The sequence below is a fragment of the Variovorax sp. J31P207 genome (assembly GCF_030316965.1).
Classification (GTDB): domain Bacteria; phylum Pseudomonadota; class Gammaproteobacteria; order Burkholderiales; family Burkholderiaceae_C; genus Variovorax; species Variovorax ginsengisoli_B.
Genome location: NZ_JASZYN010000006.1, coordinates 325,725 through 344,615, shown reverse-complemented (window position 1 = coordinate 344,615; position 18,891 = coordinate 325,725). Strand labels below are relative to the sequence as shown.

Below are 18,891 nucleotides of genomic sequence, written 5' to 3'. Positions count from 1 at the left end.
TCAGGCCGCCTCGCCGGCGACCCGGCGACCGATCTCGGGCCAGCGCCCGTGCAGCCAGACCCAGGCCACCAGGCCGACGCTCAGCATCAGCAGCGAGGTAGCGGCCAGCGCCAGCGTGGAATGCATCACCAGTGGCGCGACCACGCCGGCGACGATGCCGTTGGCGGTCGAGCCGATGACCGCCTGCAGCGACGAGGCCATGCCGCGGCGGTCCGGGTGCAGGTCAAGCACCAGCAGGGTCACGACCGGCACCATCAGCGCCCAGCCGAAGGCGAACACCGCCAGTGGCCACAGCGCCCAGGCCGCATGCGGCGTGAAGAGGGCGTTGGCGGCCACGTTCAGGATCGAGGTCGCCAGCATGATCACGAAGCCGTCGCGGATCTGCCGCTTCGGTGCCACCTTGCCGGCCATCCGGCCGCTGGCCCAGGCGCCGCTCATGATGCCGCCGATGGTCAGGATGAAGAACCAGAAGAACTGGGTCGGCGCCAGCGCCAGGTGCTCGCCGAGGAAGGCGGGCGCGGCCAGCACGTACAGGAACATGCCGTTGAACGGCACGCCGCTGGCCAGCGCCAGCAGCAGGAAGCGCGGGTCGGAGCAGAGGTCCCAGTAGCCGCGCATGAGGTGGCGCACCTCGAAGGGCTGGCGATGGTCCTTGTGCAGCGTCTCGGGCAGCAGCTTGAAGTTGGCGACCCACAGCACCACGCCGACGCCGACCAGGAACCAGAAGATGCTGTGCCAGCCCAGGTGGACGAACAGGAAGCCCCCGACGATCGGCGCGATCGCCGGCGCGATGCCGAAGTAGATCGTCACCTGCGCCATCACCTTCTGCGCTTCGGCCGGCGGGAACATGTCGCGGATGACGGCGCGCGAGACCACGATGCCGGCGCCCGTCGAGAGGCCCTGCAGGGCACGGAACAGAACCAGCTGCCCGATGGTCTGCGACAGCGCGCAGCCCAGCGATGCGACCGTGAACACCGCCAGCCCCCACAGCACCACCGGCCGGCGCCCGAAGCTGTCCGACAGCGCGCCGTGGAACAGGTTCATGAAGGCGAAGCCGAACAGGTAGGCCGAGAGCGTCTGCTGCATCTCGGCGGGGGTGGCGCCGATCGATCGCGCGATGCCCGAGAAAGCCGGGATGTAGGTGTCGATCGAGAACGGACCCAGCATGCCCAGCACCGCCAGCAGCACGGCCAGCGCCCAGCGCGGCGCCCGCCAGAGTTTGTCGGCTTCGGGGTTCATGGGTGGCGTCTCGGTCGGTTCTTGGTGTTCTCGAAAAAAGAAGGGCGCCCGAGGGCGCCTTCCTTGTCCGGTTTGCAGCGAGCCTACAGGGTATCAATAAAACTGCGCAGCTTGTCCGAACGGCTCGGGTGCTTGAGCTTGCGCAGCGCCTTGGCCTCGATCTGGCGGATGCGCTCGCGCGTCACGTCGAACTGCTTGCCGACTTCTTCCAGCGTGTGGTCGGTCGACATCTCGATGCCGAAGCGCATGCGCAGCACCTTGGCTTCGCGCGGCGTCAGGCTGTCGAGGATGTCCTTGACCACGTCGCGCAGGCCGGCCTGCATCGCGGCCTCGATCGGCGCCGTGTTGCTGCTGTCCTCGATGAAGTCGCCCAGGTGCGAATCGTCGTCGTCGCCGATGGGGGTTTCCATCGAGATCGGCTCTTTCGCGATCTTCATGATCTTGCGGATCTTGTCTTCCGGGATCTCCATCTTGGCGGCCAGGATGCTGGCGTCGGGCTCGAAGCCGAACTCCTGCAGATGCTGCCGGCTGATGCGGTTCATCTTGTTGATGGTCTCGATCATGTGGACCGGGATGCGGATGGTGCGCGCCTGGTCGGCGATCGAGCGGGTGATCGCCTGGCGGATCCACCAGGTCGCATAGGTCGAGAACTTGTAGCCGCGGCGGTATTCGAACTTGTCGACCGCCTTCATGAGGCCGATGTTGCCTTCCTGGATCAGGTCCAGGAACTGCAGGCCGCGGTTGGTGTACTTCTTGGCGATCGAGATCACGAGGCGCAGGTTGGCCTCGATCATTTCCTTCTTGGCATCGCGCGAAGACGATTCGCCTTCGTTCATGCGCTTGTTGATGTCCTTCAGCTGCGTCAGCGGCACCACCACGCGCGACTGGATGTCGGTCAGGCGCTGCTGCAGTTCCTGCACCGGCGGGATGTTGCGGGCCAGCACGGCGCTCCAGGGCTTGCCGGCGGCGGCCTGCTTCTCGACCCACTTGAGGTTGAGCAGGTTGGAGGCGACGCGGTTGCCGTTCTTGTCGTAGCCGCTGAAGTCGCGGATGAAGTCTTCCTGCGGGAAGCCGCACTTGTCGACGATGATGCGGCGCAGTTCGCGCTCCTTCTTGCGGACGTCGTCGACCTGGGTGCGCACCAGGTCGCACAGCTTCTCGATCGTGCGGGCCGTGAAGCGGATCGTCATCAGCTCTTCGGACAGGGCGTGCTGCGCCTTCTCGTAGGCCGGCGTGCCGTAGCCTTCCTTGTCGTAGATCTTGTGGACCTTCTCGAACAGCACGGCGATGCGGTCGAAGCGCTCGAGCGCGTCGCGCTTGAGTTCTTCGAGCTTCTTGGTCAGCGCCTTGGAGCCGCCCTTGCCGTCGTCGTCGTCTTCCTCGTCGAATTCGTCGAAGTCTTCTTCGGCCACGTAGTCGTCGGCCTCGTTGGGGTTCGAGAAGCCGTCGACGATGGTCGAGATGACGACCTTGCCGTCACGGATTTCCTGGCCCAGGCGCAGGATCTCGGCGATCGTGGCGGGGGAGGCCGAGATGGCCTCCATCATCGCCATCAGGCCGCCTTCGATGCGCTTGGCGATCTCGATTTCGCCTTCGCGCGTGAGCAGCTCGACCGTGCCCATCTCGCGCATGTACATGCGCACCGGGTCGGTGGTGCGGCCGAATTCGCTGTCGACGGTCGACAGGGCGGCTTCGGCTTCTTCTTCGGCTTCCTCGACCGTGGTGGCGGTCGGGGCGGTGTTGTTCAGCAGCAGGGTCTCGGCGTCGGGGGTCTGCTCGTAGACGGCCACGCCCATGTCGTTGAGCATCGTGACCACGACTTCCATGGTCTCGGCGTCGACCAGCTTGTCGGGCAGGTGGTCGGAGATTTCGCCGTGCGTCAGGTAGCCGCGGGTCTTGCCCAGCGTGATCAGGGTCTTCAGGCGCGAACGGCGCTTGGCCAGGTCTTCTTCGGACAGGACGGTCTCGTCGAGGCCGAATTCCTTCATCAAGGCCCGTTCCTTGGCCTTGCTGATCTTCATGCGCAGCGGCTTGACCTTTTCTTCGGTCGTGGTCGCCGCCGGCTCCTCGCCGGCCAGGTCGTCCTCGATGTCGGACAGGTCGATGTCGCTGCCTGCCGATTCATTGCCGGCCTTCGGCTTGCGGCCGCGCTTGGCGCCGGTGGTGGTGCCGGCGGCCTTGGGCGGACGGCCCACCTTCTTGGCGGCGGGCTTTTCGATGGTGGGATCGGCGGAGAGAGTCGTTTTGGTGGGCACGGTTTTCACTTTCGTTGCTGCTGACGCCTTGGAGGCGACGGCACCCGTCTTGGTTGCCTGCAGCGCGGCGGTCTTCGACGGTTTTTCTGCAGCGGGCTTCTTGGCAGCGGACACGGCAGGCTTCTTTGAACTGGGCATACGACCTCGTACAACAAGATGGACCAAGCGGAATCACACGCGCCTCGAAACCCGGCGCAGGCAGGAGCACAAACACTGAGGCTGGGGAACGCGAGCCCCCGGCAGCCGTCAAAAGGCAAGATGTCGGGCGAACATTTGGTGTGCAGTCCTTGCGGTGTATTGACCCTTTTCCCGTCGGGAAGTGCATTGCGCTTGGGGTCGGCCCGGAGGTGCTGCTGTCGCTCTTGCCAGTTTTTGCTTCAACCAAACGCTGGCGGGCGTCTAGCTAAGCCTTACATTATAGCGCGCTGCCAGTTTTTCAAGCACTGTTTGTGCTCGGCCTGAGGCGATTTCGCAACTCCAGCCGGCGCGCTTCGAGCGCCTTGTAGCGTTCCAGCGCTCGCGGATCGCTGCCGACCGCCGCGATCGCCTCGCTCTGCTGCGCCTTGAGCAGGTCGTCCAGCATGTAGTCGAGCACGTTGCGCAGCTCGCGGGCCGCATCGGCCGCCTGTTCGCCCTCGGCATCGCCGATCGGACCGCCGTCCGGGCCGGTCATGACCCGCACCGCCAGTGCTTCGAAGGCCAGGCCGCGCAGGCCTTCGCGCAGCGCCGCCCAGGGCTGGATCCCGTGCTCGTGCCCCTGGCTGTCGAGCCAGGCGAACAGCTGGCCGTGGTCGCCGGGCAGGTCGCAGAGCAGGGCGTGCAGCTCGTGCGACAGGGCCTCCCATTCGGCTGGATTCGACAGCACCAGCCGCGCCGCCACGTCGGCCCGGCTGGTCGGCAGCCGGCGGCCGCCCGGGGGCGGGCGGGGCGGCGGCGGCTGGCGGAAGGACTTGAAGCGCTTTCTCTCGGAACCGCTGCGCGACTGTTCGTCGAACCACTGGTCGCGGCTGGCCCAGTCCTCCTCGGTCATTTCGGAGGCGACCGGCGCGCTGGCCCGGGACGGCGCCGGGGCGGGCGGGCGCGGCGCCGCCGGCGCCCAGAGCTCGCCCAGCTCCTGCGTGCCGAGCTGCGCCAGGGCGGCGATCTCGGCCAGCAGCTGGCGCTTGAGCGCGCCTTCGGGCAGGGCGCTCCAGAGCGGGCGGGCATTGCTCGCCATGTGGGCGCGGCCTTCGGCGGTCGACAGTTCGCAGCCTTCGCGGGCCGCCTCGATCAGGAAACGGCTCAGCGGCGTGGCTTCGGCGACGAAGCGGGCGAAGGCGTCGGCGCCGAACTCGCGGATGAAGCTGTCGGGGTCGTGCTCGGCCGGCAGGAACAGGAACTTGATGCTGCGCACGTCGGTGGCGTAGCTCAGGGCGCCGTCGAGCGCCTTGCGGGCCGCCCGCCGGCCGGCGGCGTCGCCGTCGAAGCTGAAGACCACCGATTCGGTGAAGCGGAACAGTTTCTGCACGTGCTCGGGCGTGCAGGCGGTGCCGAGGGTCGCGACCGCGTTCGGGAAGCCCAGCTGCGCCAGCGCCACGACGTCCATGTAGCCCTCTGTGACCAGCGCGTAGCCGCGGTCGCGGAAGGCCGCCCGGGCCTCGTAGAGTCCGTAGAGCTCGCGGCCCTTGCTGAACACCGGGGTCTCGGGCGAGTTCAGGTACTTGGGCTTCTCGTCGCCCAGCACCCGGCCGCCGAAGCCGATGCATTCGCCCTTGACGTTGCGGATCGGGAACATCACGCGGTCGCGGAAGCGGTCGTAGCGCTTGGCTTCGCCGCCTTCCTCGGCCTCGCCGACGATCACCAGGCCGCTCTCGGCCAGCAGCGGGTCGTCGTAGTCGGGGAAGACGCTGGCCAGCGAGCGCCAGCCGGCCGGCGCATAGCCGATGCCGAACTGCTTCGCGACCTCGCCCGAGACGCCGCGGCCCTTGAGGTAGTCGATCGCGCCGGGCGACTGCCGCAGCTGCTTGCGGTAGGCCTCGCCGGCCTTCTCGAGCACCTCGGACAAAGTGGCCTGCTTCTGCCGCTGGCCGGCGGCGCGGGCCCGTTCCTCGGGCGAGGCGTCGTCCTCGGGCACCTGCAGGCCGTACTGGCCGGCCAGGTCGTGCACCGCCTCGACGAAGCCCATGCCGGCGTGTTCCATCAGGAAGCCGATCGCGTTGCCGTGCACGCCGCAGCCGAAGCAGTGATAGAACTGCTTGGTCGGGCTGACCGAGAAGGACGGGGATTTTTCGCCGTGGAAGGGGCACAGGCCCATGAAATTGGCGCCGGCCTTCTTGAGCTGGACATAGCGTCCGACGATTTCCACCACGTCCGCGCGTGCGATCAGTTCCTGGATGAAAGAAGCGGGGATGGTCATGTAGGCTCGGAACTCCAAATGATACGCAAGCCGTCAGGCCCGCGCCGGGCCCCCGAACCGCCGATGGCCCGGAACCACCGAATGATCCGCCATTCCGTCACCCACCCGATCGGCCCCGTGCTGCGCCACCCCCTGCGTTTCATCTGGCAGGCGCTCAAGAGCTTCAAGGCCAACCAGGGCCTGCTGCTCGCGGGCGCGGTGGCCTACTACGCGCTGCTGTCGATCGTGCCGCTCCTGATCGTGAGCGTCATCGCGCTGTCGCATTTCGTCGACCAGGCGGCGCTGCTGAGTGCGGTCGGGCGCTACCTGGCCTGGCTGCTGCCCGGCCAGTCGCAGGCGATCGTCGCTGAACTGTCGAATTTCCTGACCCATGCGGAGGTGCTCGGCCCGGTGCTGCTGGTGACGATGATCTTCTTCAGTTCGCTGGCCTTCACGGTGCTCGAGGGCGCGATGGCGGTGATCTTCCACCACCGCAAGGCCGAGCATTCGCGGCACTTCCTGATCTCGGTGGTGATGCCCTACATCTACATCCTGTGCCTGTGCGTCGGCCTGATGCTGGTGACCTTGGTGACGGGCGCGCTGCAGGTGATCGGCGAGGAAAGCGTCGAGCTGTTCGGCTACAGCTGGTCGCTGTCGGGCGTCTCGGGCGTGCTCCTCTACCTGCTCGGGCTGGGCGGCGAGATCTTCATGCTGACCTCGCTCTACCTGGTGATGCCGGTGGGCCGGCTGCGCCTGCGGCATGCCTTGATCGGCGGCGTGACCGCCGCCTTGCTGTGGGAGGTCACGCGCCGGGTGCTGGTGTTCTATTTCGCCACCCTGTCGCAGGTCAACGTCGTCTACGGCTCGCTCACCACCGCGATCGTGGTGCTGCTGAGCCTGGAGATCGCCGCCACGCTGGTGCTCTTCGGCGCCCAGGTGATCGCCCAGTTCGAGCGCCTGGAGCGCACCGGCAGCCTCAAGCCCGACGAGGCCGCCGACGGGGCGCTCGGCGGCGTCGAGCCGGTCAACGAGGGGCCAGGCGGATCGCGCCGTCGAGGCGGATCACCTCGCCGTTGAGCATGTCGTTCTCGATGATGTGCTTCGCCAGCTTGGCGTAGTCCTCGGGCGTGCCCAGGCGCGACGGGAAGGGCACGCTGGCGGCCAGCGCGTCCTGCACCTCCTGCGGCATGCCGAACAGCATCGGCGTGCCGAAGATGCCGGGGGCGATCGTCATGTTGCGGATGCCGCTGCGCGCCAGGTCGCGGGCGATCGGCAGGGTCATGCCGACCACGCCGCCCTTCGAGGCGCTGTAGGCGGCCTGGCCGATCTGGCCGTCGTAGGCCGCCACCGAGGCGGTCGAGATCAGCACGCCGCGCTCGCCGGTGGCCTCGGGCTCGTTCCTGGCCATCGCGTCGGCCGCCAGGCGGATCATGTTGAAGCTGCCGATCAGGTTGACCGTGACCGTCTTGCTGAACACCGCCAGCGCGTGCGGGCCGTTCTTGCCGACGGTCTTCTCGGCCGGCGCGATGCCGGCGCAGTTGACCAGGCCGGCCAGCTTGCCGAGCTGCAGCGCGGCCGCCACCGCGGCCTGGCCGTCGGCTTCCTGGCTGACATCGCACTTGACGAAGACGCCGCCGATGTCCTTGGCGACAGCTTCGCCCTTGTCCGCCTGCATGTCGGCCACGACCACCTTGCCGCCGTTCGCCGCCAGCATCCGCGCCGTGCCTTCGCCCAGGCCCGATGCGCCGCCCGTCACGATAAAAACCTTGCCGTTGATTTGCATGCCGATCTCCAAATGGTGTGGCGGCCATTATCGAAGACCCGATCGGCCACAAAAAAAGGCCCCGTCCGGAGACGGGGCCCTGAATTGGATCCCGAAGGACCCAAGGAGACAATCGTGGCCCGCTCGCAGCGGGCCAGGAAATGCTTAGCGCTTGCGCGTGGCGGTCTGGGCGGTGCTCTTGGCAGCGTTCACGGCGGTGGTCTGCACGGCCTGGAAGTTGGCTTCGGCGACGTCCGAGGCTTGCTTGACAGCCTTTTGCACCGATTCGAAGGCGTTGTTGGCGGCAGCCACGGCGCTCTTCATGACGGCGACGGCGGTTTCCGAGCCGGCCGGTGCGTTCTTGGCGGCGCTGTCGACCAGGCCGACGAAGGCTTGCTGGGCTTCAGCGGCCTTGACTTCGAAAGCCTTGGTGAACTCGGCGCTGGTGCCTTGGGCGATGTCGTACAGGTGACGGCTGTAGGCAGCGGTCTTTTCGGCCAGGGGCTGGAACAGGCTGGCTTGCAGCGTCAGCAGCTCTTGCGCATCCTTGACGCTCAGCAGGGCCTGGCTGGTGCCGGCGGCTTCGGTCAGGGCGGCCTTGGAAGCGGTCACATTGAGTTCGACCAGCTTTTCGACGCCTTCGAAGGCCTTGGTGGTCAGGCCGAACAGGGTTTCGAGGTTGGCTTTTTGCGAAGAGATGATTTGGTCGGCGGTGAGGGCCATGGTGGTGCTCCAGTTGAATTGAAAATGTTGATTCACGCTTGAGCTGCCCCTTCACTTATGTTGCGGTGCAGCATGGCCCCAAGTATAGGCAGCCACGCGTTCAGGACAAGGGGTTTTTATTGCGCTGCAGCAATTTAGAACGTGTTTTCTAAAACTTGTCCATGGGAATGTTCCGAGGGCGTTGCATTTAGTTTCCGCCAGGATCGCCGAGACGGCGCTGGCAGAATGCCGCGCCATGAGCGCTGTTCGACCGACCCCTCAATCCCGCAGCGGCTACCGCTGCTTTCGGCGCATCCAGACGCGCTGGGCCGACAACGACATGTACGGCCACGTCAACAACGTCGTCTACTACGCCTGGTTCGACACAGCGGTGAATACGCTGCTGATCGAGCGCGGCGCACTCGACATCCACCAGGGCACGACGATCGGCTTCGTGGTCGAGACCCAGTGCCACTATTTCGCCCCGCTGGCCTTCCCGCAGACCGTCGAGGCGGGGATCCGGGTGGCGCATGCCGGCAGTTCCAGCGTGCGCTACGAGATCGCGCTGTTCGCCGAAGGCGCCGAGACGGCGGCGGCGCAAGGGCATTTCGTCCATGTGTACGTCGACCGCGAATCTCAGCGGCCGGTCAAGCTGCCGCCCGCCCTGCGCGCGGTGGTGGACGAACTCAAATAAGAAAACCCCCTGCCAGGGCTTCCGGCAGGGGGTGGATGGCTACGAAGAATCAGCCGGCCTGGGCGCGAACTACATCTTCATGGCCTTGATGTCGGCCTTGCCCTTGGCTTCGTCGGCCTTGGCCTGCTTTTCGCAAGCGCTCTTGGCATCGCTCTTCAGGTCGTCGCACTTTTCCTTGGCGACTTCGTAGTTGGCCTTGACCTTTTCTTCGGCCACGTTGCGAGCGTGCGCCGGGCTCGGCTTGTATTGCTGTTCGAGTTCGGCCTTGGCGACGTTTTCATGGCCCTTGGCTTCCTTGTCGCAGACGTCCTTGGCGTTGTCCTTCAAGGTGTCGCACTGGGCCTTGGCGACCTTGTAGTCGGCCTCGATCTTTTCCTTGGCGACCTTGTATTCATCCTGCGTCATCGCGCTGGCTTGGCCGGCGACGAAACAGGTGGACGCGATCGCGAGCATGAGCAGATGTTTCTTCATTTCGATTCTCCAGAGTTGTGATGGGGTGGGGTGGGACGTCAGACGCGTTCCATCCAGATCGCGGCGGGGGTGCGGCCATCGCGGCGTTCCCAGTCGGCGACCTGCTTTTCAGCCTCGTCGCGGCTGATGCCGTGGCGCTCCTGGATGCGACCGAGCAACTGGTCGCGCTTGCCGGCGATGACGTCGAAATCGTCGTCGGTCAGCTTGCCCCATTGCTCCTTGATCTTGCCCTTGAACTGCTTCCAGTTGCCTTCGACGGTGTCTTTGTTCATGACCTATCTCCTTCAGCTTCAGATGGTTGCTCGCCGGTCGCATCGCTTGCTGGCCGGCGTGGAGACACTGTCGCGTGGGGCCGCCGTCGCCCTGGTAGGACGCCCGGGGAAGGGGCCGTAGGCACTTGCCGACGCCGGCCGTGATAATCGAACGCACACCGAAATCCGGAGACCAGCGCGCCGCACCATGATCATTCACAGCCTGCTCGATACCGACCTCTACAAGTTCACGATGATGCAGGTGGTCCTGCACCACTTCCCGGGCGCGCGGGTCGAGTACCGTTTCAAGTGCCGCAACCCCGGCATCGACCTGGCGCGCTTCGCCGTCCAGATCCGCGAAGAGGTGCGGCATCTCTGTTCGCTGCAGTTCCGCGAACCCGAACTGAGCTACCTGCGCTCGATGCGCTTCATCAAGAGCGATTTCGTCGACTTCCTCGGGCTGTTCAGGCTCAACGAGAAGTACATCGACATCGTTCCCCAGCCCTCGGGCGAGCTCGAGATCAGCATCAAGGGGCCGTGGCTGCACACCATCCTGTTCGAGATTCCGGTGCTGGCGATCGTCAACGAGGTGTACTTCCGCAATACCCAGCCCCAGCCCGACCTGGCCGAGGGCCGGCGCCGCCTCGAGACCAAGATCGGCCAGCTCCAGGACGACCGGCTGGCCGATCTCAAGATCGCCGACTACGGCACCCGCCGGCGCTTCTCGAAGGACTGGCACGAGGAGGTGCTGCGCACGCTGGTCAGCCGGCTCGGGGCGGTCACGGCGCCGGCGCCGCTGCACGCGATGTCGAAGCTGCCGCAGCTCGCCGGCACCAGCAACGTGCTGTACGCCATGAAGCTCGGCCTGATTCCGCTCGGCACCATGGCGCACGAATACCTGCAGGCCTGCCAGGCGCTCGGCCCCCGGCTGCGCGACAGCCAGGTCTTCGGCTTCGAATCGTGGGCCCGGGAATACCGCGGCGACCTCGGCATCGCGCTGTCGGACGTCTACGGCATGAGCGCCTTCCTGCGCGACTTCGACCTCTATTTCTGCAAGCTCTTCGACGGTGCGCGCCACGACAGCGGCGATCCCTTCCAGTGGGGCGAGCGCATGCTGGCCCACTACCTCGCCAGCCGGGTCGACCCCCTGACCAAGACCCTGATCTTCAGTGATGGCCTCACGGTGCCCAAGACCATCGAGCTCTACCAGCAGTTCCGCGGCCGCTGCCAGCTGGCCTTCGGCATCGGCACCAACCTGACCAACGACCTCGGCTACGAGCCGCTGCAGATCGTCATCAAGATGATCCGCTGCAACGACCAGCCGGTGGCCAAGCTCTCCGACACCCCCTCCAAGAACATGTGCGAGGACGAACGCTACCTGGCCTATCTGCGGCAGGTCTTCGAGATCGAGCAGCCCGTCGCATGAGGGTGCCGGTTCGCTGCGGCCGCTGGCTGCGCTTCGGGGTGGCCGGCGCGTCGACCCTGGCCTTTCCGGCACTGGCCGCCGCCGCCGAGTTCGACGGCGGCAGCCTGTCGCCGCTGTGGGGCCTGCCCTTCGCCGGCATCCTGCTGTCGATCGCGCTGCTGCCGCTGCTGGCGCCGTCGTTCTGGCATCACCACTACGGCAAGGTGTCGGCGGCTTGGTCGCTGGCCTTCCTGCTGCCCTTCGGCCTGACCTACGGCGCTCCGCAGGCCGGGGCCCAACTGGTCCATGCGCTGGTGGCCGAGTACATCCCGTTCGTCATCCTGCTCGCGGCCCTGTTCGCGATCGCCGGCGGCATCCACATCCGCGGCAACCTGCGCGGCTCGGCGGGCCTGAACACCGCGATCCTCGCAATCGGCGCGGTGCTCGCGAGCCTGATGGGCACCACCGGCGCCTCGATGCTGCTGATCCGCCCGCTGATCCGCGCCAACGACGACCGCAAGCACAAGGTGCACGTGGTCGTGTTCTTCATCTTCATCGTCTCGAACGTCGGCGGCTCGCTGACGCCGCTGGGCGATCCGCCGCTGTTTCTCGGCTTCCTCAAGGGCGTTGATTTCTTCTGGACCGCGAGGCACATCTTTCCCGACACCCTGTTCGTGGTCGGCGCGCTGCTGGCCCTGTTCTATGCGCTCGACCGCTGGTACTTCCGCCATGAAGGCGTCACGCCCTTCGACCCGACCCCCGACACCGGCGGCATCGGCTTCGACGGCGCCGTCAACTTCTGGCTGCTGGGCGGCGTGCTCTTGCTGGTGCTGCTGAGCGGCCTCTGGAAGTCGCCGCTCGGCTTCGAGATCCACGGCACGCGGGTCGGCCTGCCGGGCCTGGTGCGCGATGTCGGGCTGGTGGCGCTCACGCTGCTGTCGCTCAAGATCACCGCGGCCAAGGTCCATGCCGACAACCAGTTCGGCTGGGGACCGATGGTCGAGGTGGCCAAGCTGTTTGCGGGCATCTTCCTGACCATCGTGCCGGTGATCGCGATGCTCAAGGCCGGCCTCGATGGCCCCTTCGGCGCCATCGTCTCGGCCGTCACCCGGCCCGACGGCCAGCCCGATCCGGCGATGTACTTCTGGGCCACCGGCATCCTGAGCTCTTTCCTGGACAATGCGCCGACCTACCTGGTGTTCTTCAACACCGCGGGCGGCGACCCGCAGGCGCTGATGACCACCTACGCGACGACACTGGCGGCGATCTCGGCCGGTGCCGTGTTCATGGGCGCCAACACCTACATCGGCAACGCGCCCAACCTGATGGTCAAGGCCATCGCGGAGAGCCGCGGCGTGCGCATGCCGAGCTTCTTCGGCTTCATGCTGTGGTCGGGCGCGATCCTGATCCCGCTGTTCATCCTCACCACCTTCATCTTCTTCCGCTGACCATGACCCAAGCCAAAGTCCTCGTCGCCCGTTCGATCTTCCCCGAGACCATCGCCCGGCTCCAGGCCCACTTCGACGTCGAGGCCAACCAGGCCGACGACGACTGGAGCGCGGCCCAGCTGATCGAGAAGCTGCAGGGCAAGCAGGGCGTCTTCACCACCGGCAGCGAGCGCATCGACGCCGCGCTGCTGGCCGCCTGTCCCGACCTGAAGATCTGCGCCAACATGGCCGTGGGCTACAACAACTTCGACCTCGACGCCATGACCGCGCGCGGCGTGCTGGGCACCAATGCGCCCGACGTGCTGACCGAGACCACGGCCGACTTCGGCTTCGCGCTGCTGATGGCCACGGCGCGGCGGATTGCCGAAAGCGAGCATTTCCTGCGCGCGGGCCAGTGGAAGAAGTGGCGCTACGACATGTTCTCGGGCTCCGACATCCATGGTTCGACGCTCGGCATCATCGGCATGGGACGCATCGGGCAGGGCATCGCCCGGCGGGGCGCGCTCGGATTCGGCATGAACGTGATCTACCACAATCGCTCGCGGCTCGATCCGGCCCTCGAGGCCGAATGCAAGGCCAGCTACGTCGGCAAGGAAGAGCTCCTCAAGACCGCCGACCACGTCGTCCTGGTGGTGCCCTACACGCCGGCGTCCCACCACACCATCGGCGCCGCCGAACTGGCGCTGATGAAGCCGACCGCGACCTTGGTCAACATCGCGCGCGGCGGCATCGTCGACGACGCCGCACTGGCCGCCGCGCTGCGCGAGCGCCGCATCGCCGCCGCCGGCCTCGACGTCTTCGAGGGCGAACCCAAGGTGCACCCCGACCTGCTGACCGTTCCCAACGTGGTGCTGACGCCCCACATCGCGAGCGCCACCGTGCCGACGCGCCGGGCCATGGCCGATCTCGCGGTCGACAACCTGATCGGCTTCCTGGTCGACGGCAAGCCGGTGACGCCGCTGAACCCCGCGGTGCTGGGGGCACGCTGAGGCCGTGACCGAGACCTGGATCCTGCTGGCCCTCGCGGCCTTGAATATCGTCCTCCTGCTGTGGCTGCTGCTGCGGCCCGCACCGCCGTCCGACCATTCGGCGCTTCTGGCCAGCAACGAGCGCATCGAGCGCGAACTGCGCCATGAGATCGGCGAATCGTCGCGCGGCGCGCGCCAGGAAAGCGCGCAGGCCTTCGCCACCTTCCAGCGCGCCTTGCTGCACCAGGGAGCGGAGTCCACGCGCACCCAGAACGCCCAGATCGACGCCTTCGCGCAGCAGCTCGCGCTGTTGCAGAAGACGCTGGCCGACACCCTCAACACCCAGCTCCAGGGGCTTTCCGAGTCCAACGCCCGCCGGCTCGCCGAAGTGCGCGCGACGATGGAAACCCAGCTCGCGCAGCTGCAGCAGAGCAACACCGCCAAGCTCGACGAAATGCGCCAGACCGTCGACGAGAAGCTGCAGAGCACGCTCGAGGCGCGGCTCGGCGAGAGCTTCAAGCAGGTGGCCGAGCGGCTCGAGCAGGTGCACAAGGGGCTGGGAGAGATGCAGTCGCTGGCGGTGGGCGTCGGGAGCCTCCAGCGGGTGCTGACCAACGTCAAGACCCGCGGCGTGTTCGGCGAAGTCCAGCTCGAGGCGCTGCTCGAACAGGTGCTGACGGCCGAGCAGTTCGCCCGCCAGGTCGAGACCAAGCCGCGCAGCGGCCAGCGGGTCGATTTCGCGGTCCGCTTCCCGGGCCGCGGCGGCGACGGCGCGCCGGTCTGGCTGCCGATCGACGCCAAGTTTCCGCGCGACGACTACGAGCGCCTGATCGACGCCCACGAGCGGGCCGACGCAGCGGCCGCCGAGCTGGCCGCCAAGGCGCTCGAGGCGCGCATCCGCAGCGAGGCCAAATCGATTGCCGACAACTACCTGGCGGCACCGCACACCACCGATTTCGCGATCCTGTTCCTGCCGGTCGAGAGCCTCTACGCCGAGGTGCTGCGCCGGCCCGGCCTGATGGATGCCATCCAGCGCCAGCATCGCGTGACGCTGGCTGGCCCGACCACGCTGCTGGCCATGCTCAACAGCCTGCACATGGGCTTTCGCACGCTGGCGCTGGAGCACCAGGCGTCCGAGGTCTGGAAGGTGCTGGGCGCGGTCAAGACCGAATTCGAGCGCTACGGCGAATGGGTGGCGCGCATCAAGGAGCAGGTGGCCAAGGCCTCCGACACGCTCGACAAGGCCGACACCCGGGCCCGGCAGATGCGGCTGGCGCTGCGCAAGGTCGAGGCGCTGCCCGAGGCGCAGACCCAGGCCTTGCTGCCGCAGGCCGACGACGAGGACGCCGCCGCCCCGTGAACCCTGGATTGCTTCGCCTGATCCTGGCGCAGGTCTGCCTGCATGCCGCGATGACGGGCACCCGGCTGGCGGCCCCGCTGCTGGCCTTGCGCGACGGCTACAGTCCGGCGGCCGTCGGCATGCTGCTGGCGCTGTTCGCGCTGACCCAGGTGTTCCTGGCGCTGCCCGCCGGCCGCTTCGCCGACCGGCATGGGCTGCGGCTGCCGCTCACGATCGCCGTCGTGGCGGCGACCACGGGTGCGGCGCTGTCCGGGGCTTTTCCGGTGTTCCCGGTGCTCTGCCTGGCCGCGCTGCTGACGGGCGGCGCGACCGGCATCGCCGTGATCGCGCTGCAGCGCCATGTCGGCCGCGCGGCCACCAACCCGACCCAGCTCAAGCAGGTGTTCAGCTGGCTGGCGATCGCGCCGGCCGCGGCCAACTTCGTCGGCCCCTTCGCCACCGGGCTGCTGATCGACCACGCCGGCCCGGTGCCCGGCGACATGATCGGTTTTCGCGTGGCCTTCGCGCTGCTGGCGCTGCTGCCCGTCGCCTGCTGGCTGCTGGCGCGCGGCACCGTCGAGCTGCCGCATATCAGCCTGCCGGCCGGCGCACCCCGGCCGCGCGCCTGGGACCTGCTGGCCCAGCCGATGTTCAGGCGGCTGCTGTTCGTCAACTGGCTGCAATCGGCCGCCTGGGATGTCCATACCTTCGTGCTGCCGCTGCTGGGCCACGAGCGCGGCCTGAGCGCGTCGGTGATCGGCTCGATCCTCGGCGCCTTCGCGGTCGCGGCGGCCGCCATCCGCGTGGTGCTGCCGCTGGTCGCTTCGCGTTTCAGCGAGCGCAGCGTGATCGCGGCATCGAACGTGGTCACGGCGCTGGTCTTCGCGGTCTATCCGCTGATGACCAGCGCGCTCGGCATGGGCGCCTGCTCGGTGGTGCTCGGCATCGCCCTCGGCGCCGTGCAGCCGATGGTGATGAGCATGCTGCACCAGATCACGCCGCATGCGCGCCACGGCGAGGCGCTCGGCCTGCGCGTGATGACGCTCAACGCCTCGAGCGTGGCGATGCCGATGCTGTTCGGCGCCGCCGGCGCGCTGATCGGCGTCGCCGGCGTGTTCTGGATCGTCGGCGGCGTGGTGGCCGCGGGCACCCGCTCGGTGTGGGGCCTGCAGGTGCCGCCGCGCGGCGAGTAGCTACAGCTTGTAGAAGGTCTTGATGTAAGCCCAGGCGTCCTGGGGCGCGTCGACGTACTCGATCAGCTTCACGTCGTTGGGCGAGATCACGCCTTCCTCGGCCAGGAAATCGAAGTTGATGAGCTGCTTCCAGTAGTCCGAGCCGAACAGCACGATCGGCACCGGCTTGGCCTTCTTGGTCTGCACCAGCGTGATGACCTCGAACAGCTCGTCGAGCGTGCCGAAGCCGCCCGGGAAGGCCACCAGCGCCTTCGCCCGCATCATGAAATGCATCTTGCGGATCGCGAAGTAGTGGAACTTGAAGCTCAGCGCCGGCGTCACGTAGGGGTTGGCTTCTTCTTCCATCGGCAGCGCGATCGCCAGGCCGACCGACAGGCCGCCGCCCTCGTAGGCGCCGCGGTTGGCGGCCTGCATGATGCCGGGCCCGCCGCCGGTGCAGACGAAGAGCTTGTCCTGCGGTTCGCGGTCGTTGCTGTACTGCGCCACCAGCTTGCCGAAGGCGCGCGCCTTCTCGTAGTAGTGCGAGCTGCGCGCCAGCTTGCGCCAGCGGTCGGCGGCCACGCTGTCGCCGGCGGCCTCGGCCTGGGCGATCAGCGCGCCCGATTCCTCCTCGCTGCGGAAGCGCGCGCTGCCGAACACCACCACCGTGTTCTCGATGCCGTGGGCGCGCATCTCGAGGTCGGGTTTCATGAGCTCGAGCTGCATGCGCAGGCCGCGGGTTTCACGCCGCAGCAGGAATTCCGGGTCGGCGAAGGCCAGCCGCGAAGGATCGGTGTGCAGCGGCAGTCCCTTGTCCGAATGGGCTTGCAGGGTGGCCCAGGCGTCGGCGAGCCGCTTGTCGTGAAGGTCGTGAGTGCTGTGGTTGTCCATGGTCGTGCGGGGGAAGGCGGGTTCTGGATTGTGCGCGTTGCAGGTTTCGGGCCCGTTGCGGCCGCGCATCAGGGAAAAGGACGCAAAAAAGGCTCCCGCGGGAGCCTTTTTGTGGGGTGGCGGTCGGTCAGACGCGCTTGCGGTATTCGCCGGTGCGGGTGTCGATTTCGATCTTGTCGCCCTGCGCGACGAACAGCGGCACGCCGATCTCGAAACCGGTCGAGATCTTGGCCGGCTTCATGACCTTGCCCGAGGTGTCGCCCTTGACGGCCGGCTCGGTCCAGGTGATTTCGCGCTCGACGCTGGTCGGCAGTTCGACCGAGATGGCCTTGCCGTCGTAGAACACCACTTCGACCGGCATGCCGTCTTCGAGGTAGTTGAGCGAGTCGCCCATGTTCTCGGCTTCGACTTCGTACTGGTTGTACTCGGTGTCCATGCAGACGTACATCGGGTCGGCGAAGTAGGAGTAGGTGCAATCCTTCTTGTCGAGCACGATCTGGTCGATCTTGTCGTCGGCCTTGAACACCACTTCGGTGTTGAAGTTGGCGATCAGGCTCTTGAGCTTCATGCGCACGGTGGCGGAATTGCGGCCGCCACGGCTGTATTCGGTCTTCAGCACGACCATCGGGTCCTTGCCATGCATGATCACGTTGCCAGCGCGGATTTCTTGAGCGATTTTCATAATCAGGGTCTCTGGATGTTGGCCGCTCGTGCACTGTAGGGCTCGGCCCTCTGGCGCATTCACCGCGGCGGGTTCAGCGGAAGCTTCGATCGGCGTTCGGTCCAGGGGACACCTGGGTCGGGAGCGCCGTCGGAATTCCGCAAAGCCCGCAATTTTAGCTTTTTTGGGCAACGAATCGCCGAAGTCGGGTCAAAAGGTCGTCCTGCGCCAGCAATCGGTCGCGTGCCGCCCCCGCGGCCTCGGCCCAGGAGGCCAGCGTCGCGGGGTCCAGGGGCGGCAATTCGCCGTCCTTCATGCCGCTCCACAGGTGATGGAAGGCGCGCAGCGTCGGCGGCGCCTGCAGCCAGTCCAGGAAGGCGTCCAGTTTCTCGTGGTGGGCATCGTCGTCCTGCGGATAGATCTGCCAGACGAAGGGGGCGCCGGCCCAGAGCGCACGCACCAGCGAATCCTCGCCGCGCACGAAGTTCAGGTCGCAGGCCCACAGCAAGTGGTCGAACTCCGGCTGTGGCAGGGTGGGCAGCCAGCTGATGGCGAGGGCGCCGCGCCGGGGCGGGCCGGGCGGCAGGGCGGCCGCGGCGCGCCCGGCGGTGACCAGCAGGCGGGTCGGCTCGGCCGCGCGCTCGAATTGCGCCAGCAGCGCCTCGAGGGCCGGCGGTTCGTAGCAGAACAGCGAGACCACCCGCTCGCCCTGCCAGTCGATGCCCTGGCGCCGGAACCAGGCGGCGCGGTCGAAGCGGGCGCGCCGCGCCATGAGCTCGGGTCCGCGCAGCAGCCCGCCCGTGCGCTCGGTGAACCCCGGGTAGAAAAAATACTTGGTCAGGCCCGCGCCGGGGGCCCGGAACACGGGGGAGGGCAGGCCGTGCAGGCGTTCGACGTAGGGCTCTGCGGACAGGTATTCGAGGTTGATCCAGTGGCGGCGGGCGCCCTCGTGGCCCGCGTGCTCGGCAAAACGGGCAATGACCTCGGGGGCGGGATCGCAGCCGAAGGCCTCGATCAGCACGTCGGGCGCCGGCTCCGAAGCGGCCCGCGCCGCGTGGGCCGGGGTCCAGGGGACGACCGTGACGCCTTCGCAGCCGCCGGGTGCCATCCAGGCCAGCGCCGACGGGTCGTCGATCCACAGGCGGACGGTGTCGTCCGGACCGGCCAGCGATGTGGCCAGCCGCCAGCAGACGCCTACGTCGCCATGGTTGTCGATCACCTTGCAGAAAATGTCCCAGCGCATCGCGGGATACTCTACA

Annotated in this window: 17 protein-coding genes; 7 read left to right on the top strand and 10 right to left on the bottom strand. The window is 67.2% G+C overall.

Going from position 1 to position 18,891, the window contains the following annotated elements:
• The 3 genes from QTI68_RS22235 to dnaG form a co-directional block, all read right to left on the bottom strand.
• Complete coding sequence (locus QTI68_RS22235; protein ID WP_286524549.1) at positions 1–1,239, bottom strand: multidrug effflux MFS transporter; 1,239 nt, start codon at positions 1,237–1,239, stop codon at positions 1–3.
• A gap of 83 nt (positions 1,240–1,322) precedes the next feature.
• Positions 1,323–3,632 (bottom strand): RNA polymerase sigma factor RpoD, encoded by a 2,310-nt coding sequence (gene rpoD / locus QTI68_RS22230; RefSeq protein ID WP_286524548.1) that lies wholly within the window; start codon positions 3,630–3,632, stop codon positions 1,323–1,325.
• A 298-nt stretch (positions 3,633–3,930) separates the two neighbouring features.
• The gene (gene dnaG, locus QTI68_RS22225; RefSeq protein ID WP_286524547.1) at positions 3,931–5,889 is read right to left on the bottom strand and encodes a DNA primase; all 1,959 of its coding nucleotides are present in this window, start codon (positions 5,887–5,889) and stop codon (positions 3,931–3,933) included.
• An 81-nt stretch (positions 5,890–5,970) separates the two neighbouring features.
• Between dnaG and QTI68_RS22220 the strand changes: the two genes are divergently transcribed.
• Entirely contained in the window at positions 5,971–6,945 is a 975-nt protein-coding gene (locus QTI68_RS22220; protein ID WP_286524545.1) for a YihY/virulence factor BrkB family protein, read from the top strand.
• Here the strand turns inward: QTI68_RS22220 and QTI68_RS22215 are convergent.
• Both QTI68_RS22215 and QTI68_RS22210 read right to left on the bottom strand, forming a co-directional pair.
• Entirely contained in the window at positions 6,893–7,651 is a 759-nt protein-coding gene (locus tag QTI68_RS22215; RefSeq protein ID WP_286524544.1) for a 3-hydroxyacyl-CoA dehydrogenase, read from the bottom strand. The genes QTI68_RS22220 and QTI68_RS22215 overlap by 53 nt on opposite strands.
• Before the next feature lie 144 nt (positions 7,652–7,795).
• Positions 7,796–8,353 (bottom strand): phasin family protein, encoded by a 558-nt coding sequence (locus QTI68_RS22210; RefSeq protein WP_286524543.1) that lies wholly within the window; start codon positions 8,351–8,353, stop codon positions 7,796–7,798.
• A gap of 235 nt (positions 8,354–8,588) precedes the next feature.
• Between QTI68_RS22210 and QTI68_RS22205 the strand changes: the two genes are divergently transcribed.
• Positions 8,589–9,026 carry an acyl-CoA thioesterase gene (locus QTI68_RS22205; protein ID WP_286524542.1) on the top strand — a complete coding sequence of 146 codons (438 nt, stop codon included), beginning with the start codon at positions 8,589–8,591 and terminating at the stop codon, positions 9,024–9,026.
• Positions 9,027–9,095: 69 nt separating this feature from the next.
• Here the strand turns inward: QTI68_RS22205 and QTI68_RS22200 are convergent, their stop codons facing one another.
• Together QTI68_RS22200 and QTI68_RS22195 are read right to left on the bottom strand one after the other, a co-directional pair.
• Positions 9,096–9,497: a hypothetical protein gene (locus QTI68_RS22200; RefSeq protein ID WP_286524540.1), complete on the bottom strand. Its 402-nt coding sequence runs from the start codon at positions 9,495–9,497 to the stop codon at positions 9,096–9,098.
• Positions 9,498–9,535: 38 nt separating this feature from the next.
• Positions 9,536–9,769 (bottom strand): CsbD family protein, encoded by a 234-nt coding sequence (locus QTI68_RS22195; protein WP_286524538.1) that lies wholly within the window; start codon positions 9,767–9,769, stop codon positions 9,536–9,538.
• Positions 9,770–9,956: 187 nt separating this feature from the next.
• Here QTI68_RS22195 and pncB point away from each other — a divergent pair, with 187 nt between their 5' ends.
• Genes pncB through QTI68_RS22170 form a run of 5 tightly spaced genes read left to right on the top strand, consistent with a single transcriptional unit; the run spans position 9,957 to position 16,101 of the window.
• Positions 9,957–11,174, top strand: a complete 1,218-nt coding sequence (pncB, locus tag QTI68_RS22190) for a nicotinate phosphoribosyltransferase (protein WP_286524536.1) — start codon at positions 9,957–9,959, stop codon at positions 11,172–11,174.
• The gene (locus QTI68_RS22185; protein ID WP_286524535.1) at positions 11,171–12,601 is read left to right on the top strand and encodes a sodium:proton antiporter; all 1,431 of its coding nucleotides are present in this window, start codon (positions 11,171–11,173) and stop codon (positions 12,599–12,601) included. The genes pncB and QTI68_RS22185 overlap by 4 nt, the downstream gene beginning before the upstream one ends.
• A 2-nt stretch (positions 12,602–12,603) precedes the next feature.
• The gene (locus tag QTI68_RS22180; RefSeq protein WP_286524534.1) at positions 12,604–13,590 is read left to right on the top strand and encodes a 2-hydroxyacid dehydrogenase; all 987 of its coding nucleotides are present in this window, start codon (positions 12,604–12,606) and stop codon (positions 13,588–13,590) included.
• A 4-nt stretch (positions 13,591–13,594) separates the two neighbouring features.
• Complete coding sequence (locus QTI68_RS22175; protein ID WP_286524533.1) at positions 13,595–14,929, top strand: DNA recombination protein RmuC; 1,335 nt, start codon at positions 13,595–13,597, stop codon at positions 14,927–14,929.
• A complete protein-coding gene (locus QTI68_RS22170) occupies positions 14,926–16,101 on the top strand; it encodes an MFS transporter (RefSeq protein ID WP_286524532.1) in 1,176 nt (391 codons plus the stop codon). The genes QTI68_RS22175 and QTI68_RS22170 overlap by 4 nt, the downstream gene beginning before the upstream one ends.
• Here QTI68_RS22170 and QTI68_RS22165 read toward each other — a convergent pair whose 3' ends face one another.
• The 3 genes from QTI68_RS22165 to earP all read right to left on the bottom strand — a co-directional run bounded on the left by QTI68_RS22165 (position 16,102) and on the right by earP (position 18,875).
• The gene (locus QTI68_RS22165; RefSeq protein WP_286524531.1) at positions 16,102–16,971 is read right to left on the bottom strand and encodes an LOG family protein; all 870 of its coding nucleotides are present in this window, start codon (positions 16,969–16,971) and stop codon (positions 16,102–16,104) included. It abuts the gene before it with no gap.
• 127 nt (positions 16,972–17,098) lie between these two features.
• On the bottom strand, positions 17,099–17,653 hold the full coding sequence (gene efp / locus QTI68_RS22160; RefSeq protein ID WP_286524530.1) for an elongation factor P: 555 nt from the start codon (positions 17,651–17,653) through the stop codon (positions 17,099–17,101).
• Between the two features lie 154 nt (positions 17,654–17,807).
• Entirely contained in the window at positions 17,808–18,875 is a 1,068-nt protein-coding gene (gene earP / locus QTI68_RS22155; RefSeq protein ID WP_286524529.1) for an elongation factor P maturation arginine rhamnosyltransferase EarP, read from the bottom strand.
• Positions 18,876–18,891 lie beyond the last annotated feature (16 nt).

Coding starts and splice junctions, on each gene's coding strand:
- QTI68_RS22235 (WP_286524549.1), bottom strand. CDS start 1,239: ATGAACCCCGAAGCCGACAAACTCTGGCGGGCGCCGCGCTGGGCGCTG.
- rpoD (WP_286524548.1), bottom strand. CDS start 3,632: ATGCCCAGTTCAAAGAAGCCTGCCGTGTCCGCTGCCAAGAAGCCCGCT.
- dnaG (WP_286524547.1), bottom strand. CDS start 5,889: ATGACCATCCCCGCTTCTTTCATCCAGGAACTGATCGCACGCGCGGAC.
- QTI68_RS22220 (WP_286524545.1), top strand. CDS start 5,971: ATGATCCGCCATTCCGTCACCCACCCGATCGGCCCCGTGCTGCGCCAC.
- QTI68_RS22215 (WP_286524544.1), bottom strand. CDS start 7,651: ATGCAAATCAACGGCAAGGTTTTTATCGTGACGGGCGGCGCATCGGGC.
- QTI68_RS22210 (WP_286524543.1), bottom strand. CDS start 8,353: ATGGCCCTCACCGCCGACCAAATCATCTCTTCGCAAAAAGCCAACCTC.
- QTI68_RS22205 (WP_286524542.1), top strand. CDS start 8,589: ATGAGCGCTGTTCGACCGACCCCTCAATCCCGCAGCGGCTACCGCTGC.
- QTI68_RS22200 (WP_286524540.1), bottom strand. CDS start 9,497: ATGAAGAAACATCTGCTCATGCTCGCGATCGCGTCCACCTGTTTCGTC.
- QTI68_RS22195 (WP_286524538.1), bottom strand. CDS start 9,769: ATGAACAAAGACACCGTCGAAGGCAACTGGAAGCAGTTCAAGGGCAAG.
- pncB (WP_286524536.1), top strand. CDS start 9,957: ATGATCATTCACAGCCTGCTCGATACCGACCTCTACAAGTTCACGATG.
- QTI68_RS22185 (WP_286524535.1), top strand. CDS start 11,171: ATGAGGGTGCCGGTTCGCTGCGGCCGCTGGCTGCGCTTCGGGGTGGCC.
- QTI68_RS22180 (WP_286524534.1), top strand. CDS start 12,604: ATGACCCAAGCCAAAGTCCTCGTCGCCCGTTCGATCTTCCCCGAGACC.
- QTI68_RS22165 (WP_286524531.1), bottom strand. CDS start 16,971: ATGGACAACCACAGCACTCACGACCTTCACGACAAGCGGCTCGCCGAC.
- efp (WP_286524530.1), bottom strand. CDS start 17,653: ATGAAAATCGCTCAAGAAATCCGCGCTGGCAACGTGATCATGCATGGC.
- earP (WP_286524529.1), bottom strand. CDS start 18,875: ATGCGCTGGGACATTTTCTGCAAGGTGATCGACAACCATGGCGACGTA.